At 69.4% G+C, this 15,691-nt stretch carries 14 protein-coding genes; 12 read left to right on the top strand and 2 right to left on the bottom strand.

What is annotated here, in order from left to right; translation table 11 throughout:
* Positions 1-238 precede the first annotated feature (238 nt).
* The 7 genes from GLS40_RS13145 to GLS40_RS13115 all read left to right on the top strand — a co-directional run bounded on the left by GLS40_RS13145 (position 239) and on the right by GLS40_RS13115 (position 6,854).
* Positions 239-1,609: a hypothetical protein gene (locus tag GLS40_RS13145; RefSeq protein WP_160383186.1), complete on the top strand. Its 1,371-nt coding sequence runs from the start codon at positions 239-241 to the stop codon at positions 1,607-1,609.
* A 107-nt stretch (positions 1,610-1,716) separates the two neighbouring features.
* Positions 1,717-3,009, top strand: coding sequence for a substrate-binding domain-containing protein (locus GLS40_RS13140; RefSeq protein ID WP_160383185.1), 1,293 nt, complete (start codon positions 1,717-1,719; stop codon positions 3,007-3,009).
* Positions 3,010-3,013: 4 nt separating this feature from the next.
* Positions 3,014-3,391, top strand: a complete 378-nt coding sequence (locus tag GLS40_RS13135) for a VOC family protein (protein ID WP_160383184.1) — start codon at positions 3,014-3,016, stop codon at positions 3,389-3,391.
* Positions 3,392-3,394: 3 nt separating this feature from the next.
* Complete coding sequence (locus GLS40_RS13130) at positions 3,395-4,321, top strand: branched-chain amino acid ABC transporter permease (protein ID WP_160383183.1); 927 nt, start codon at positions 3,395-3,397, stop codon at positions 4,319-4,321.
* Positions 4,318-5,253: a branched-chain amino acid ABC transporter permease gene (locus GLS40_RS13125; RefSeq protein WP_160383182.1), complete on the top strand. Its 936-nt coding sequence runs from the start codon at positions 4,318-4,320 to the stop codon at positions 5,251-5,253. The genes GLS40_RS13130 and GLS40_RS13125 overlap by 4 nt, the downstream gene beginning before the upstream one ends.
* Positions 5,250-5,981, top strand: coding sequence for an ABC transporter ATP-binding protein (locus GLS40_RS13120; RefSeq protein ID WP_160383181.1), 732 nt, complete (start codon positions 5,250-5,252; stop codon positions 5,979-5,981). Before GLS40_RS13125 ends, GLS40_RS13120 begins: the two co-directional genes overlap by 4 nt.
* Before the next feature lie 177 nt (positions 5,982-6,158).
* The gene (locus GLS40_RS13115) at positions 6,159-6,854 is read left to right on the top strand and encodes an ABC transporter ATP-binding protein (RefSeq protein WP_160383180.1); all 696 of its coding nucleotides are present in this window, start codon (positions 6,159-6,161) and stop codon (positions 6,852-6,854) included.
* 30 nt (positions 6,855-6,884) lie between these two features.
* Here GLS40_RS13115 and GLS40_RS13110 read toward each other — a convergent pair whose 3' ends face one another.
* Positions 6,885-7,307 (bottom strand): MarR family winged helix-turn-helix transcriptional regulator, encoded by a 423-nt coding sequence (locus tag GLS40_RS13110; RefSeq protein ID WP_160383179.1) that lies wholly within the window; start codon positions 7,305-7,307, stop codon positions 6,885-6,887.
* Positions 7,308-7,422: 115 nt separating this feature from the next.
* On the opposite strand from GLS40_RS13110, the gene GLS40_RS13105 reads away from it, so the two are divergent.
* Genes GLS40_RS13105 through GLS40_RS13085 form a run of 5 tightly spaced genes read left to right on the top strand, consistent with a single transcriptional unit; the run spans position 7,423 to position 13,926 of the window.
* On the top strand, positions 7,423-8,283 hold the full coding sequence (locus GLS40_RS13105) for an FAD binding domain-containing protein (RefSeq protein WP_202076143.1): 861 nt from the start codon (positions 7,423-7,425) through the stop codon (positions 8,281-8,283).
* A complete protein-coding gene (locus tag GLS40_RS13100) occupies positions 8,280-11,015 on the top strand; it encodes a molybdopterin-dependent oxidoreductase (RefSeq protein WP_160383178.1) in 2,736 nt (911 codons plus the stop codon). Before GLS40_RS13105 ends, GLS40_RS13100 begins: the two co-directional genes overlap by 4 nt.
* 46 nt (positions 11,016-11,061) lie before the next feature.
* On the top strand, positions 11,062-12,525 hold the full coding sequence (locus tag GLS40_RS13095) for a 6-hydroxynicotinate reductase (RefSeq protein WP_160383177.1): 1,464 nt from the start codon (positions 11,062-11,064) through the stop codon (positions 12,523-12,525).
* The gene (locus GLS40_RS13090) at positions 12,522-13,352 is read left to right on the top strand and encodes a UPF0280 family protein (protein WP_160383176.1); all 831 of its coding nucleotides are present in this window, start codon (positions 12,522-12,524) and stop codon (positions 13,350-13,352) included. The genes GLS40_RS13095 and GLS40_RS13090 overlap by 4 nt, the downstream gene beginning before the upstream one ends.
* On the top strand, positions 13,345-13,926 hold the full coding sequence (locus GLS40_RS13085; RefSeq protein ID WP_160383175.1) for an amino acid synthesis family protein: 582 nt from the start codon (positions 13,345-13,347) through the stop codon (positions 13,924-13,926). Before GLS40_RS13090 ends, GLS40_RS13085 begins: the two co-directional genes overlap by 8 nt.
* A 466-nt stretch (positions 13,927-14,392) precedes the next feature.
* On the opposite strand, the gene GLS40_RS13075 is transcribed toward GLS40_RS13085, so the two are convergent.
* Complete coding sequence (locus tag GLS40_RS13075; RefSeq protein ID WP_160383174.1) at positions 14,393-15,412, bottom strand: ketopantoate reductase family protein; 1,020 nt, start codon at positions 15,410-15,412, stop codon at positions 14,393-14,395.
* Positions 15,413-15,691 lie beyond the last annotated feature (279 nt).

Genomic DNA, 15,691 nt, shown 5'->3' with positions numbered 1-15,691 from the left:
GCCAACCGCCCCGCTCTCGGCCCCTGCCGCCCGGCAGAGCAACACGATCCTTCATCTCGTCACAAATACTCAAATCCGCGCCTTGCCGACAGCGCAACAACCGATCATCCGCAAGACCCGGCCCGCGCAAGCCACCCGCTATCGTCCCCTCACTCCGGCGGGGCGGCGGACCGGCGGCACCTTTCCGCGCGGCATCGTCGCATCTTGCATTCCCCCGGCCGTGCGGGACAATCGCCCCATGACACGGCGCTGGCTTCTCCCTCTCCTGCTGCTCCCCGGCCGGGCCTCGGCCCATGCGTCCGAACAGGGCTTTGTCCTGCTGCTGCCGACCGACCTCTATATCGCGGGCGGCGTGGCCTCGGTGATCGCGACGGTCATCCTGATTGCCCTGGTTCCGCCGGGCGCCGCCCGCGCGCTGTTCCGGCCCGTGCGAGTCGCGCCGCGCCCGGCAGGCCCGGGGGCGCCGGTTGCGGGGGGCATCGGCCTTGCGGTCTTCCTCTGGATGGTGGCCGAGGGCGTGACCAGGTCGCAGGACCCGACGCATAATGCCATGCCGCTGATGCTGTGGAGCGGGTTCTGGATTTTCCTGCTGACCGCGCAGGGCCTCTTTGGCGACATCTGGCGCCGCGCCAACCCTTGGGTCGCGCTCTGGTGGCTGCGCCGCCGCCGCCATGCCCGCCTGCACCTGCCGCGCCGTCTGGGCGCCTGGCCGGCGGTGGCGATGCTGATGGTCTTTGCCGCCTTCCTGCTGGCCGACCCGGCCCCGGCAGCGCCCGAGAGGCTGGCGCGGATCGCGGCTGTCTACTGGGCGGTGAACATGGCGGGCGTGATGGCCTGCGGGCCGCGCTGGCTGTTCCGGGTAGAGCCGCTGAGCGTGCTCGCCCGCGCCTATGCCGGCATGGCGCCGTTCGGGCGGCGGCGGGGCGGGATCGCCATCGGCCTGCCGGGCTGGCGCTGGATCGCGGCGCCCCGGCCCGCCACCGGCATGGCGGTCTTCCTGATTCTCGCGCTTGGCATCGGCACCTTCGACGGGCTGAACGAGACCTTCTGGTGGTTCGGCCTGATCGGCGTGAACCCGCTGGAATTCTCGGGCCGGTCCTCGGTCGTGGGCACGTCGCTTGCGGGCCTCGCCGCTGCCTGCCTCCTGCTGGTCGCCGCCTTTGCCGCGACGATCAAGGCGGGGCTGATCCTGGCCGAATCGGACCTGCCGCTGGCCCTGGCCTTTCGTGCGCTGGCCCCGTCGATCCTGCCGATCGCGCTTGGCTATCACGTGGCGCATTACCTGCCCACGGCGCTGGTCGACGGGCAATATCTGGGCCTGCAGCTCAACGATCCCTTCGGGCAGGGCTGGAACCTGCTGGGGCTGGCCGGGCATCGGGTCACCACGGGATTCTTCAACACCCGCGACACGGTGCAGGTGATCTGGCTGAGCCAGGCCGCCGCGGTGGTCCTGGGGCACATGATCGCGGTGCTGATGGCCCATGTCCGGGCGCTGTCGCTGTTCGGAACGCACGGAAAAGCGGCAGTTTCCCAGATTCCCCTGGCGCTTTTCATGGTGATCTACACGCTTTTCGGGCTCTGGCTGCTCGCCTCGCCCCGTGGCGGCTGATTGCAGGTGCCAAAATTCTGGACAACTCGTTTGTATACATACAGACTGCATTGCAGAGCCCCGGCTACAAGGGGTCGGCACATCGTTCTCAACAGGGATGACCAGAGATGACCAAGTCTTCAGATCGCCTAATCACGCCCAACCGCCGCTCGGTTCTCAAGACGCTCGGCGTTGCCGGTGCCGCCACCGCACTGCCGCTCTGGGCGCGCTACACCCATGCCCAGACGGCCGAGCCGATCCGCATCGGGTTCCAGAAACACGCCACCGGAATCGGTGCCGCCTATGGCCGCTGGTACGAGCGGACCTCGGTCGCCGCGGTCGAGAAGATCAACGCCGAGGGCGGGATCAACGGCCGCATGGTCGAACTGGTGACCGAGGATGACGGCACCGATCCCAAGCGCGGCGCGGAGGTGCTGGAGAAATTCGCCAACCAGTCCAACTGCGACATCGCCTTCGGCACGCTGTTCTCGCATGTGGTGATCGGCTCGGCCCCCCGCGCCGGAGAGCTGAAGCTGCCCTATTTCGTGGTCTCCGAGGGGCACCACGTCGCATCCGGCATGCTGAACCGCTGGACGCTGCAGCCCGGCATCACCGATGTGAAAAGCCAGATCCAGGCGATGGCCCCCTTCATCACCGACACGCTGGGCAAGAAGGTCACGATGATCTTCCCCGATTTCGCCTTTGGCTACGATCACCGCGACAACCTGACCCCGGCCATCGAAAAGGCGGGCGGCGAGGTGCTGGCGCAGATCGCGATCCCGCCGACCGAAACCTCGTTCACCAAGTATTTCCCCAAGATCCCCCGCGACACCGAGGTGATCTATCACGTCATGGTCGGCCCCGCCGTGCTGACCTTCGTCAAGGAACTGGGCGAGTTCTTCGGCCCCTCCGCGCCGCAGCTCTTCGGCTTCATCGACTCGCTGGAGGCGGTCGACATGTCCTCGCCGGGGCTCGAATTCCTCGACGGCAGCTATTTCTGGGAGGGCAACCCCCGCTACCTGCAGCCCGATGCGCCGGATTACGTCAAAGCCTACCGTGACGCCGTCGGCATCGACGCGAACGGCGCCAGCGTGAGCGATCCCAAGGATGTCTCGACCTCGGCGCATATGTTCGGGTGCTGGGAAACCCTGCATGTCATCAAGGCGGGGATGGAGGCCTCGGGCTATGCCTCCACCGCCGACCGGCAGAAACTGGTCGAGGCGGTCGAGGCCATGTCCGAGATGGAGGCCGGCGCCGCCCATCCGCAGGGGCCCAAGCTGTTCAACGGCAAGACCCACCAGGTGTTCGGCCAGCAGTACATTTCCAAGGTCGAGGGCGGCAAGCTGATGGTCCAGCACACCGCCAGCATCGACGATACGCTCTATCCCGACGAGGTCGATTACACCTCGATGAGCTTCTGAACCGATGGCGTCGCTCGCCCCGTTCGTGATGTTCCAGGGTACGGCCGCCGAGGCGGTCGAGACCTATTGCGCCATCCTGCCCGATGCCCGGGCCGAGGTGGTGCAGAATGACGGGGCGGGCGCGCCGCAACTCTGGCGGCTGGAGGTGGCGGGGACCGAGATCATGGTGCTCGACAGCCCTGCCGTGCACGATTTCGACCTGACCGCCAGCCTGTCCTTCTACCTGACCTGCGACAGCTCCGAGGAGGTCGACCGCCTCTATGCCGCGCTGGCCGAGGACGGCAAGGTGATGATGCCGCTGGACAGCTATCCCTTTGCCGAGCGCTATGCCTGGGTGACCGACCGCTTCGGGCTCAGCTGGCAGATCCGTACCAAGACCTGACGCATGGATTTCGGCCCCTATCTGATGCTCGCGATGCTCGAGGGCGCCGTCATGGCGGCGGTGCTGGCGTTGACCGCCTCGGGCCTCAGCCTCGTCTTCGGCGTGATGCGCGTGGTGAACGTGGCGCATGGCGAATTCTACATGCTGGGCGCGGTGGTCGCCTGGTTCGTGGCCCAGCACGTGGGCGGCGGCCCGGCCATCGGCTTTGTCGCCGCGCTGATCCTGGCCCCGCTGCTGGTCGGCGGGCTGGCGGCACTGGCCGACATGACCATCCTCAAGCGCATCGACTACGATCCCGAACGCACCATCGTGGCCACCATCGGGCTGCTCTACGTGATCCAGCAGGTGGCGCTGATGACCTATGGCCCCAATGCCCAGCCGGTCGAGCCGCCGTTCAATCAGCGGATCGCGCTGCCCTGGCTCGAATGGGGCGACGGCGGTCTGGCCATCTATTTCCCCTGGGGGCTGTCGACCACCTCGTACAAGCTGTTCGTCATCATTGCGGCGGTGGCCGTGATCCTGGCGGTCTGGCTGCTGATGAGCCGGTCCAAGGCCGGTCTGATCATGCGCGCCACCCAGCTCGACGGCGAGATGGCCACCGCCTTCGGCATCCCGGTCGAACGGGTCTATGCGGCGGTCTTCGGCATCGGGGCAGGGCTGGCGGCCCTGGCCGGGGTGCTGATCGTGCCGATCCAGCAGGCGCATTACCTGATGGGCGGCGACGCCCTGCTGCTGTCCTTCATCGTGGTGATCATCGGCGGGCTGGGCTCGCTGCCGGGCACCATCGTCGCGGCGGTGCTGATCGGCATGTCCGACGGCATCATCTCGGTCTTCTTCTCGCCCACGCTGGCCAAGATCATCGCCACACTGCTGGTCGCCCTGGTGCTGGTGTTCCGCCCGCAGGGCCTGTTCGGGGCCAGGGCGCGATGAGCCGGGCGCTGATCCTCCACCTCGGCCTGCTGGCCGTGCTGCTGGCGGGCAATGTCCTGCTGCCGGCCTATCATCACGGCAACATGGCGCGGATCATGGTGCTGGCGGTCTATGCCATGGGCTACAACATCGCCTTCGGATATACCGGGCTGCTGTCGCTGGGCCATGCCATGTTCTTTGCCGCCGGCATGTACGGCATGGGGCTGGCGATCCGCCTGGCCGACGCGGGCGCGCTGCCGGCCATGCTGACCGGGCTGGCCGCGGGGGCGGGGCTGTCGCTGGTCGTGGGCCTGCTGGCGCTGCGCACGGCGGGTGTCTCGTTCATGATCGTGACGCTGATGTTCAGCCAGGCCTGCTACCTCGCCATCCTCTACTTCGGCGAATGGACGCGCGGGGACGAGGGGTTTGTCATCCAGGCCGTGGACCGGACGCTTTTCGGCATCGACCTCAGCGATCCCGGCAACCGCTATATCGCGGCCTGGCTGCTGTTCTCGGCGGTGCTGCTGCTGACCCTGCGCCTGGTGCGCCGCCCGGCGGGGCGGGTGTTTGTCGCCATCCGCGAGAACGAGGAACGCGCCCGCCTGCTGGGCTATGACACCTTCCGCGCCAAGCTGAGCGCGCTGGTGATCTCGGGCACGATCTCGGCCGCCGGGGGCGCGGCCTACGGGCTGCTCTTCGGCTATGCCGGGGCCAGCTTCGCGGGGGTGCAATATTCGATCTTCCCGCTGCTGTGGGTGTTGCTGGGCGGGGCGGGCACGGTGGTCGGGCCGCTGCTGGGGACGCTGTTCATGTTCTACCTGATCGACCTCTCCTCGGGCTTCACCGAGGCCTATATGCTGATCGCGGGCCTGGTGCTGATCGGCCTGACGCTGTTTGCCCCGCAGGGCATCGCGGGCGAGCTGCGCCGCCGGCTGTGGAAGGGCCTGCCATGAGCGCGCCGATCCTTTCGACCCGGGGGCTGTCGCGCGCCTTTCACGGGCTGCAGGCGGTGTCGAACGTGGATTTCGACCTGCCCCCGAACGAGGTGCGCGCCCTGATCGGGCCCAATGGCGCGGGCAAGACCACCTTCGTCTCGATGCTGATCGGGCGCATCCCGCCCACCGGCGGGCGCATCGCCTTCGACGGCGCCGATGTGACCGACCTGCCGGCCCATGCCCGGGTCGCGCGGGGGATGGCCTATACCTTCCAGATCACCTCGGTCTTCTCGCGCCTCTCGGTGCACGAGAACGTGGCCCTGGCCGCGCGCCGCCGCCTGGGCGGCGATGCCGCGGCGGTGGACGGGGCGGTGACGCAGGCCCTGGCGCGGGTCGGGCTGGGCGACAGGGCCGATGACGCGGCCGAGGATCTGTCCTACGGCCACCAGCGCCTTCTGGAGATCGCCATGGGGCTGGCCCAGAAACCCCGCCTGATGATCCTGGACGAGCCGACCCAGGGCCTGGCGGAAAGCGAGATCGCGGCCTTCAAGGTGCTGATCCGCGAACTTGCCGCCGAGACCACGATCCTGCTGATCGAGCACAACATGGCCGTGGTCATGGAACTGGCCGACCGGATCACCGTGCTGAACTTCGGCGAGGTGCTGGCCGAGGGCACGCCCGCCGAGATCCACGCCAATGCCGACGTGCAGGCGGCCTATCTCGGGACAGGAGGCGCGGATGCGTGATCGGCTCTCCGCCCCGGCGCGGCAAGGGTGCCCGGCGGCGGGACATGGATTTGAGGCCTCCGGCGGGAGTATTTCCGACGAGATGAAGCCCGTGGATGCGCCCTGTCTTCATCTCGTTCCAAATACTCCCGCCGGAGGCTTCGGCGCGCAGCGCCGACCGGGGCAGGGCGGGCCGTCATGCTAGAGATCGACGGCATCACCGCGGGCTACGGCCCGGCCACCGTGCTGCGCGCGCTGTCGCTGCGCGCGGCGCCGGGGCAGATCACCTGCCTGATGGGGCGCAACGGGGCCGGCAAGACCACCACGATGAAGGCGATCATGGGCCTGCTGCCGGTCACCGCCGGGACGATCACGCTGGACGGAGCGCCGCTTTCGGGCCTGCCGGCGCATGAGGTGCCGCGCCGGGGTGTCGGTTACATCCCGCAGGGGCGGCGGCTGTTCGGAGAGCTGACGGTGGCCCAGAACCTGACCGTCGGCCTGATGACCCGCAAGAGCGGCCCTGACACGCGCGAGGAGGTGCTGGAGCTGTTCCCCCGTCTGCGCGAGCGGCTGGCCCAGAGGGCCGATACCCTGTCGGGCGGCGAGCAGCAGATGCTGGCCACTGCCCGTGCGCTCTGCCTCAGGCCCCGGCTGCTGCTGCTGGACGAACCGACCGAGGGGCTGCAGCCCTCGATGATCGAGGCGATCCGCCAGGTCATCCTGCGGATGCGCGACAGCGGGGCCATCGTGCTGCTGGTCGAGCAGCGAATCGATGCGGTTCTGGCGATGGCCGATCACGTGCACGTGATCGAGAACGGGCGGAATCTGGAGGATCTGGATGCCGCGGCCCTGGCCGCCGATCCGTCGCGGCTGCGCGCTCATCTGGGTGTGTGACCGGTTGGCCCAGGGGCGCGACCCGGGCCGTCAGCCCAGCCGGGCCAGCATCTCGACAAAGGCGATGCGCTCGTCCTCTGACAGCGGTTCCAGCGTTTCGGCGCTGATGCGCAGGGCGGTGGCGGTAAGCGACTCGTAGAGCGCGCGCCCCTCGTCCGAGGCCGCCAGCAGCAGGCGCCGCTTGTCGTTCGCGTCCTGGGTCGAGGCGATGAGCCCCTTGTCCCGCAGCCGGTCGACCACGCCCTTGATCGTCGCCGCATCCATCGCCGTGGCCCGGCCGAGCGCGTTCTGCGACACCGCCCCCAGCTCGCAAATCTTGGCCAGGGCGGCGAACTGGGTCGGCGTCAGCTCGGGCAGGGCCTGGCCGAAGATACCGATGTGCCGCTGCGTTGCGCGGCGCAGCAGGTAGCCGACCTGATTGTCCAGAACATAGCCTTTGGTATCGTCCGCCATCCGCTTGGCCCTTCGATCTGCTGCCCCACCTTGACATGATAGGGCTTGCGGCTCCAAAATCCGTTTGTACACCAACAAACGCGGCAGCGCCATTGCGGAAACGGGGAGGTGTGTCTTGTCTACCATAGGCGACGTGACGTTCCATAGGCCCCATGACCTGGGCGAGGCGCTGCGCGTCGTCGCCTCTGGCGCGGTGCCCGCGGCGGGATGCACCGACCTCTTCCCCGCCACCCAGCGGGCGAGCCTGTCCGGCCCGGTGCTCGATCTGACCGCCGTCGCCGGACTGCACGGCATCACCCGCACGCCCGAGGGTTGGCGCATCGGCGCGACCACCAGCTGGAGCGCGGTCTTGCACGCCGCGCTGCCGCCCGCCTTCGACGCCCTGAAACAGGCCGCGCGCGAGGTCGGATCGGTCCAGATCCAGAATGCCGGCACGGTGGGCGGCAATCTCTGCAATGCCTCGCCCGCCGCCGACGGGGTGCCGCCGCTGCTGGCGCTGGATGCATTGGTCGAGCTGGCCTCGACCGCCGGAACGCGCCGCCTGCCGCTGGCTGATTTCCTGACCGGCCCGCGCCAGACCGCGCGGCGGCCCGACGAGCTGCTGTCGGCCGTGCTGGTCCCGGATGCCGCGGGGCAGGGCGTTTCCTGTTTTGCCAAGCTGGGGGCGCGGCGCTACCTTGTGATCTCGATCGCCATGACCGCCGTGCGCATCGTCCTCGACGGCGAGGGCCGGATCGCGACGGCCGCGCTGGCCGTCGGCGCCTGTTCCGCCACCGCCCGCCGTCTTGCGGTGCAGGAGGCGGCGCTGCAGGGCCTGACCCCGGGCGCGGCGGGCGCGGCCATCGACCCGGCGCTGATCCTGCCGGAGCTTGCGCCCATCGACGACCCGCGCGCCGATGCGGCCTATCGCGGCACGGCGGCGGTGGAACTGCTGCGCCGCTGCCTGACCCGACTGGCCGAGGGGGCCGCCACATGACCGGACATCCCGCCACCGCCCGCCTGACCGTGAACGGACAGCCCTGCCAGGTCGCCGCCGCGCCGCTGCGCCGCCTGTCCGAGGTGCTGCGGAGCGAGCTGCAGCTGACCGGCACGAAATCCGGCTGCGACGCCGGGGATTGCGGCGCCTGCACCGTGCTGATCGACGGCGAGGCGCGCTGCGCCTGCCTGACGCCGTTGGCCCAGGCCGAGGGGCGCCATGTCACCACGGTCGAGGGGCTGGCCGAGGGCGGCGTGGTGTCCTCCCTGCAGGCCGCCTTTCTGCGGCATGGGGCGGCGCAATGCGGCATCTGCACGCCGGGCATGCTGATGGCCGCCGCCGCGCTGCTGTCGCGCCGCGCCGCGCCCAGCCGGGACGAGGTGGAGGAGGCGCTTGGCGGCGTCCTTTGCCGCTGCACCGGCTATACCAAGATCATCGACGCCGTCTGCGATGCCGGCACGCCCGACACAACCCCGGCGGAGACCCCGGCGGGGCAGGCTGTCGGGGCACGTCTGCCGCGCCGCGACGGTCTGCCCAAGGTGCTGGGCACCGAACAGTTCGGCGCCGATCCCCAGCCCGAAGGCGCGCTGATCGTCAGGGCGATCCGCTCGCCGCATCCGGCGGCGCGGTTCACCTTTGGCAACCTGGCCCAATGGGCGCGGGCGCGGCAGGTGCAGGTCTTTACCGCCGCCGACCTGCCCGGCGAGAACCGGTTTGGCGTGATCCCGCCCTTTGCCGACCAGCCCGCCCTGGCCGAGACCGAGACGCGGTTCCGGGGCGAGGCGGTGGCCATCGTCGTGGCCCCCGCCTGGATCGCGGAAACGCTGGACCTCGCATCCTTTCCGGTGGAATGGCAGCCGCTCGACCCCGTGACCGACCCGCTGACCGCCGAGGGCGCGCGCGCGGTGCAGGACTCCCGGCCCGACAATGTGCTGACCCGCGGCCGCGTCTGTCGCGGCGATCCTGAGGGCGCGCTGGCCGCTGCGGTGCATCTGGCCGAGGCCGAGGCCGACACGACCTATGTGGAACATGCCTATATCGAGCCGGAGGCGGGCCTGGCCTGGGTCGAGGGCGACGTGCTGATGATCCGGGCCTGCACCCAGGCCCCGGTGATGGACCAGGAAGACCTCTCGCGCCTGCTGGCCCTGCCGATGGAACGGATCCGCATCCTGCCCTCGGGCACCGGCGGGGGCTTCGGCTCGAAGCTCGACGTCTCGCTGCAACCGCTGATCGGGCTGGCGGCGCTGAAGACCGGGCAGGTCTGCCGGATGACCTACACCCGCTCGGAATCCATGCAATCGACCACCAAGCGCCATCCGGCACGGATGCGGGCGCGGATCGGCACGGATGCCGAAGGCCGCGTGGTGGGCATGGAATTCGACGGGACCTTCAACACCGGCGCCTATGCCAGCTGGGGGCCGACCGTGGCGAACCGGGTGCCGGTGCATGCCTCGGGCCCCTATCTGACGCCCAACTACCGGGCCGAGACGCGGGCGATGCACACCAACGGCCCCGTCTCGGGCGCCTTCCGGGGCTTTGGCGTGCCACAGGCGGCGGTGCTGCAGGAAGCGCTCTATGACGATCTCGCGGCGGCCTGCGGGATGGACCGGCTGGCCTTTCGCCGGCTGAACGCGCTTGGCGACGGCGATCCCACGGTCTGCGGGCAATATCTGGGCGGCATCGGCATCGGCGCCTGCCTGGACGCGCTGGCCCCGCACTGGGACCTTGCGCTGGCCGAGTCCGCGGCCTTCAACGCGCGGGGCAGCACCCTGCGGCGGGGGATCGGCGTGGCCTCGTGCTGGTACGGCTGCGGCAATACCTCGCTGCCCAACCCCTCGACCATGCGGCTTGGCCTGACGGGCGAGGGGCGGCTGGTGCTGCATCAGGGGGCGACGGATATCGGCCAGGGCTCCAACACCGTGATCCCGCAGATCTGCGCCGATGCGCTTGGCCTGCCGGTCGAACGGATCGAGCTGATCGGGCCGGACACCGGGCTGACCCCGGATGGCGGCAAGACCTCGGCCTCGCGCCAGACCTATGTGTCGGGCAAGGCGGCCATGCTGGCGGGGCAGGCGCTCAGGGCCCGGATCCTCGCCATGACCAATCGCGCGCCCGACGCCCGGCTGCAGCTTGAGCGCGGCACGGTCACGGTCAGCGATGCGCGCGGCAGCTCGACCGTGGACCTGGCGGCGCTGCAGACGGATGCGCGCGGCTATGCCCTGTCGGTCGAAGAAAGCTATGACCCGCCAACCGCGCCGCTGGACGAAAACGGGCAGGGCACGCCCTATGCGGTCTATGGCTACGGCGCCCAGATCGCCGAAGTCGAGGTCGACATGGTCCTTGGCACCACCCGCGTCACCCGCATCACCGCCGCGCATGACCTGGGGCGGGTGATCAACCCGCTGCTGGCCGAGGGGCAGATCCAGGGCGGCATCGCCCAGGGCCTCGGCATGGCGCTGATGGAGGATTACATCCCCGGGCGGACCGAGAACCTGCACGATTACCTGATCCCCACCACCGGCGACATGCCCGAGATCGTGCCGATCCTGGTCGAGGTGCCCGACCCCGAGGGGCCGATGGGCGCCAAGGGGCTGGGCGAACACGTGCTGATCCCCACCGCCCCGGCGATCCTGAACGCGATCCGCGATGCCTCGGGCGCCCGCGTGGCGCGCCTGCCGGCCCTGCCGCACCGGGTGCTGGCCGCGATCCGCGCGGCGGAGGCATCGGCATGACCCCCCTCCCTGCAAAGGCCGCCACGGCCCGGAAGGCCCCTACGCCATGAACGACGTGACCCCCCAGAAACCCGCGGCGGCGGACAAGGTCCGCTGCGATGCCTGCCCGGTGATGTGCTACGTGGCCGAAGGGCGCACCGGCGCCTGCGACCGCTATGCCAACCACGGCGGGCAGATCGTGCGCTGCGACCCGCTGACGATCCTCGACGCGGCCGAAGCAAAGGGAACGCCCCTGCGCCCCTTCCTGGCGCGTGACTGGGACGGCAGGCTGCTGGCCGATGACGGCGTGACGGTGACGGCCATCGGGGCGGGCACGACCTATCCGGACTACAAGCCCGCGCCCTTCATCGTGTCGCGCCAGTTCGACGGGGTGGATTTTGTCACCGTAGTGACCGAGGCGATCTATTCCTACTGCGGCGTGAAGGTGAAGATCGACACCGACCGCCACCTGGGCCACGAGGGCGCGCGCGTCCTGGCCCGGGGCGAGGTTGTCGGGCTGGTCGTCACCTCGGAATACGGCTCGCAGATGCTTTCGCTCGGCGGGGTCGAGCACCTGACCGGCGGGTCCAAGGCCGAGGGCCGCGCGACCTGCGACACGCTGCTGGCGCTGTGCAACTGCGAGGCGGTGGAGCTGCAGATCGAAGGCGGCGCGCAGGTCACCGTGCAGGCCGGCCAGCCGCCCGTCGTCGACGGCAAGCGCGAGGAACGGATGCGCGTGGGCTGCGGATCGGCCACCATCGGCATGTTCGCCGCGCAATGGCACGGGCTGGTGGACGAGGTGGTGGTGGTCGATGACCATATCACCGGCGTGGTTTCGGAACATCAGGCGGGCAAGGTGCTGGGCTGGCCCGACACCGGCATCCGCATCCGGGGCCACCGCTCGACCCCGGGGCGCTATTTCCGCGTGGCCGAACCGGGGCTGGGCTGGGGCGGCACCGATATCGAGGATCCGCTGTCGATCCTGAACCCCTGGCTGGAGAAAAAGGGCGCGCGCCCCGGGCTGACCCTGCTGATGGTTTCGACCACCGGCGAGCATTCGGCCTATTACGTGCTGGACGAAGCGCTGCAGCCGCAGCCGCAGCCGATGCCCGAGGCGCTGCAGCAGACCGTCGCCCTGATCGCCGAGAATTGCGAACCCGCGCTCTGCACCGTGCTTTTCGCCGCGGGGGCGGGGGGATCGCTGCGCTCGGGCGCCACGCGCAACCCGGTCCGGCTGACCCGGGCGGTGCAGTCGGGCGAGGTCCGCGTGACGGTGGGCGGCGCGCCGGCCTATGTCTGGCCCGGCGGCGGCATCACCCTGATGACCGACGTGACGCAGCTGCCGCCCGGCAGCTTTGGCTATGTGCCCACGCCGGCGCTGGTTGCGCCGCTGGAATTCACCCTGCCGCGCGACAGCTATCGCGCGCTCGGGGGCCATGACGGCGCGGTGCGCGATCTCGACGACATCCTCGCCACGGGCAACGAATACGGGGCCAGCAACCGCCGCCTGCCGGGCCGCGACGGGGCATGACCGGCCCCCAGATCCGCATGTTGCCGGATGGCGAGCGGATGCATCTGCACGAAGGCCCGATCGACCTGATCGTCAAGGCCGAAGGCGCGGCCCGGGCCCAGGCGATGGCCGCCGCCGCCGCCCGGTTCGAGGGGCTGCTGCAGGAACTGGTCTCTGAACTGCCCGCGCTGCGCCGGGCAGATTCGCCGCCCCTGCTGGGCCATGTCGCCCGCCGGATGCGCAGCGCCACGGTGCATTTCAAGCCCGAGTTCATCACCCCGATGGCCGCCGTCGCCGGGGCCGTGGCCGACGAGATCCTCGCCAGCATGTCCCATTTCCGCGAGGTGACCCTGGCCTGGGTGAACAACGGCGGCGACGTGGCCTTTCACCTCACGCCAAGGCAAGAGATCAGGGCCGCAATGCCCGGCGGCACCATCCGGATCGACGCGCAGACCCCCTGGCGCGGCATGGCGACCTCGGGCTGGGGCGGGCGGTCGCATTCGCTGGGCATGGCCGATGCGGTGACCGCGGTTGCGCGTTCGGCGGCCCTGGCGGATGCGGCGGCCACGATGATCGCGAACCGGATCGACCTGCCGGGCCACCCGGCCGTGACCCGCGTCCCGGCCAGTCAGCTCTCGCCCGACAGCGACCTGGGCGACCGGCCCGTCACCACCGGGGTCGGCGCGCTGAGCGAGGCCGAGATCGAAGAGGCCCTGGCCCGTGGCGCGACCTATGCCGAGGGGCTGGTTTCACGCGGGCTGATCGGCGGGGCACGGCTGGAGCTGCAGGGGCGGTTCCGGCTGGTCGGCGGAATTGGAAAACTGGTAACGGATGCTGGACATGACTGAATTCACCCTGCGCAAGACGATGATTTTTCTAGAGGACATCGCCCATGACGGCGGACCGGTGGCCACCGTACCGCGCCGGCGCGGGGCCATTGTCGCCCTGGTGCGCAACCCCTATGCGGGCAGCTACACCGCCGATATCCAGCCGGGGATGGAGGCGCTGAAGCCGCTCGGCCTGATGATGACCGACCGCCTGATCGAGGTCATGGGCGGGCGCGAGGGCATCGACGGTTACGGCAAGGCCGCCATGTGCGGCACGCGCGGAGAGCTGGAGCATACGGCCCTCTGGCACGTGCCGGGCGGCTATGCGATGCGCGAACGGCTGGGCGAGGCGCTGGCCATCGTGCCCTCGGCGATGAAACAGGGCGGGCCGGGCAGCCGGATCGACGTGCCGCTTGGCCATATCAACGCGGCCTATGTGCGCTCGCATTTCGACGCGATGGAGGTCGGGTTGCCCGACGGCCCGCGCGATGACGAGCTGCTGCTGGCTCTTGCCATGTCCTGTGGCCCGCGCATCCACGACCGGGTTGGCGGGCTGGCGGTGTCCGATATCAAGGCGATGGACGGGCTGCGCTGAGCTGGTGCGAGGTGTTTGCAAAGTCTCGGGCCGCGTTTTGTAAAGGCGCTTCCGGGGCTGTGCTGTGCTCAGGTTCCCTGAACCGGGGTCTGGCACAGCTGTGACCCGGGGTCCGGGAGGCTTGCGCCGGATGGCGTGTCCGGTGTCCGGTCCCTTTTTGCAAACCGCATGATGCAAATCACTCTTTGCAAAACGCGTTCTGCACAGGGGCGTTTGCAAAGCGGTCTTTGCAAATCCTGATCTGGTGGTTGACCGGACAGGGCGGCTCAGGGCACGGCCTCCCCGTACCCGTACCCGTACCCGTACCCGTACCCGTACCCGTACCCGTACCCGTACCCGTACCCGTACCCGTACCCGTACCCGTAACCGTACCCGTAACCGTACCCGTACTGTCAGCCGGACCCGGACCCGGACCTACAGCCGGACCCGTCCCGGCGGCCGGACCCAATAGTCCGGATGCGGCGGGTCAGAGCGTCTCTTGCACCGCGCGCAGGATCGCTGTCATCAGTTCCAGCTTGGGGCAGGGGATGCCGCGCGCCTTGGCCACGGCGATGGTGGCGCCAAAGATCGGCTCCAGCTCCATGTGGCGGCCCTTTTCCAGATCCTGCAGGGTCGAGGGTTTGAAGCTGGCATTGCGCTCGGCCAGGTCCAGGCGCTTTTCGGTGGTCATGCGGATCTCGGCCCCCTCGGCGGCGGCGATGGCGCGGACCTCTTCCATGATGTCGCCGGCCAGCGCGCGCAGCACCGGATCCTGCATGGCGCGCGCCGAGGCCACGCGGGTGACCGCCGCAACCGAATTGAAGGCGCAGTTGCTGAACAGCTTGGTCCAGAGCGAATTCTGGTAAGGCTCGGTCGTGCGGATCATCCAGCCCGCCCCGCGCAGCAGCTCTGCCACCCGGTCGACATCCGCCCGGTCCTCGCCCGGCAGGCGGCCGATATCCAGATAGCCCTCGATCTCGAGCGCAACCAGCCCCGGCTCGGGCACCGAGGCGCCGAAATAGGCGATGGCGCCAATCGCCCGTTCGGGGCCGATGTCGCGCCAGAGCACACCGCCGGGATCGACCTCTTCGGCGCCGTGAAACCCGCCCTGGCCGTCGGGCAGCGGGTACCACCAGGGCACGCCGTTCACCACGGGCATGATGCGCCCGTGCGGGGCCAGCAGACGCGACAGGCGCGCGGCCATCGCCGGGATCTGGTGCCCCTTCAGCGCGGTGATGACAAGGTCCTGCGGCGGCAGCTCTGCCGGGTTCTCGACAGCGGTGACGGGCAGGGCAAGCGGATCGGGCTGATCGGGCGTGGTGATGCGCAGGCCATAGGTGCGGATCGCCTTGAGATGAGAGCCACGCGCCACCACCGAGACAGCCCCCAGGGCGCCGCCCTTTTCCGCCAGGGCCAGGCGGGCCGCGATCACACCGCCTATGGCCCCCGGCCCGACAACGCAGACATTCAACGGACGGTCCGGCAAAGGGGCAAGCGGCTGAGTCATCACGACCTCGCGTAAACAAATTAAGTCAATCAATTGGCACCCACTATGGGGGGCGTAGGTCCGTCCACAAGCGGATCTTGCGCTGACCGGCGGCTTTCCGCATGTTTACAACCATCGCGCTGCTTGCTAGAGCATGGTGCCCGTCAGCTGCGCGACGCAGGATATCATTCGACCCATGTGCATACTACGATGGCAAATCAGGACCAAGGACTGGCGATGGCGCCGCCCATCGATCCACTGACCCTTTGCATCGTCCACCGGGGCATCCCGGCCCCAGCA

Source organism: Pseudooceanicola pacificus, assembly GCF_009789075.1.
GTDB classification, from domain to species: Bacteria; Pseudomonadota; Alphaproteobacteria; order Rhodobacterales; family Rhodobacteraceae; genus Pseudooceanicola; species Pseudooceanicola pacificus.
This window is presented reverse-complemented; position numbering and strand designations above follow the sequence as displayed.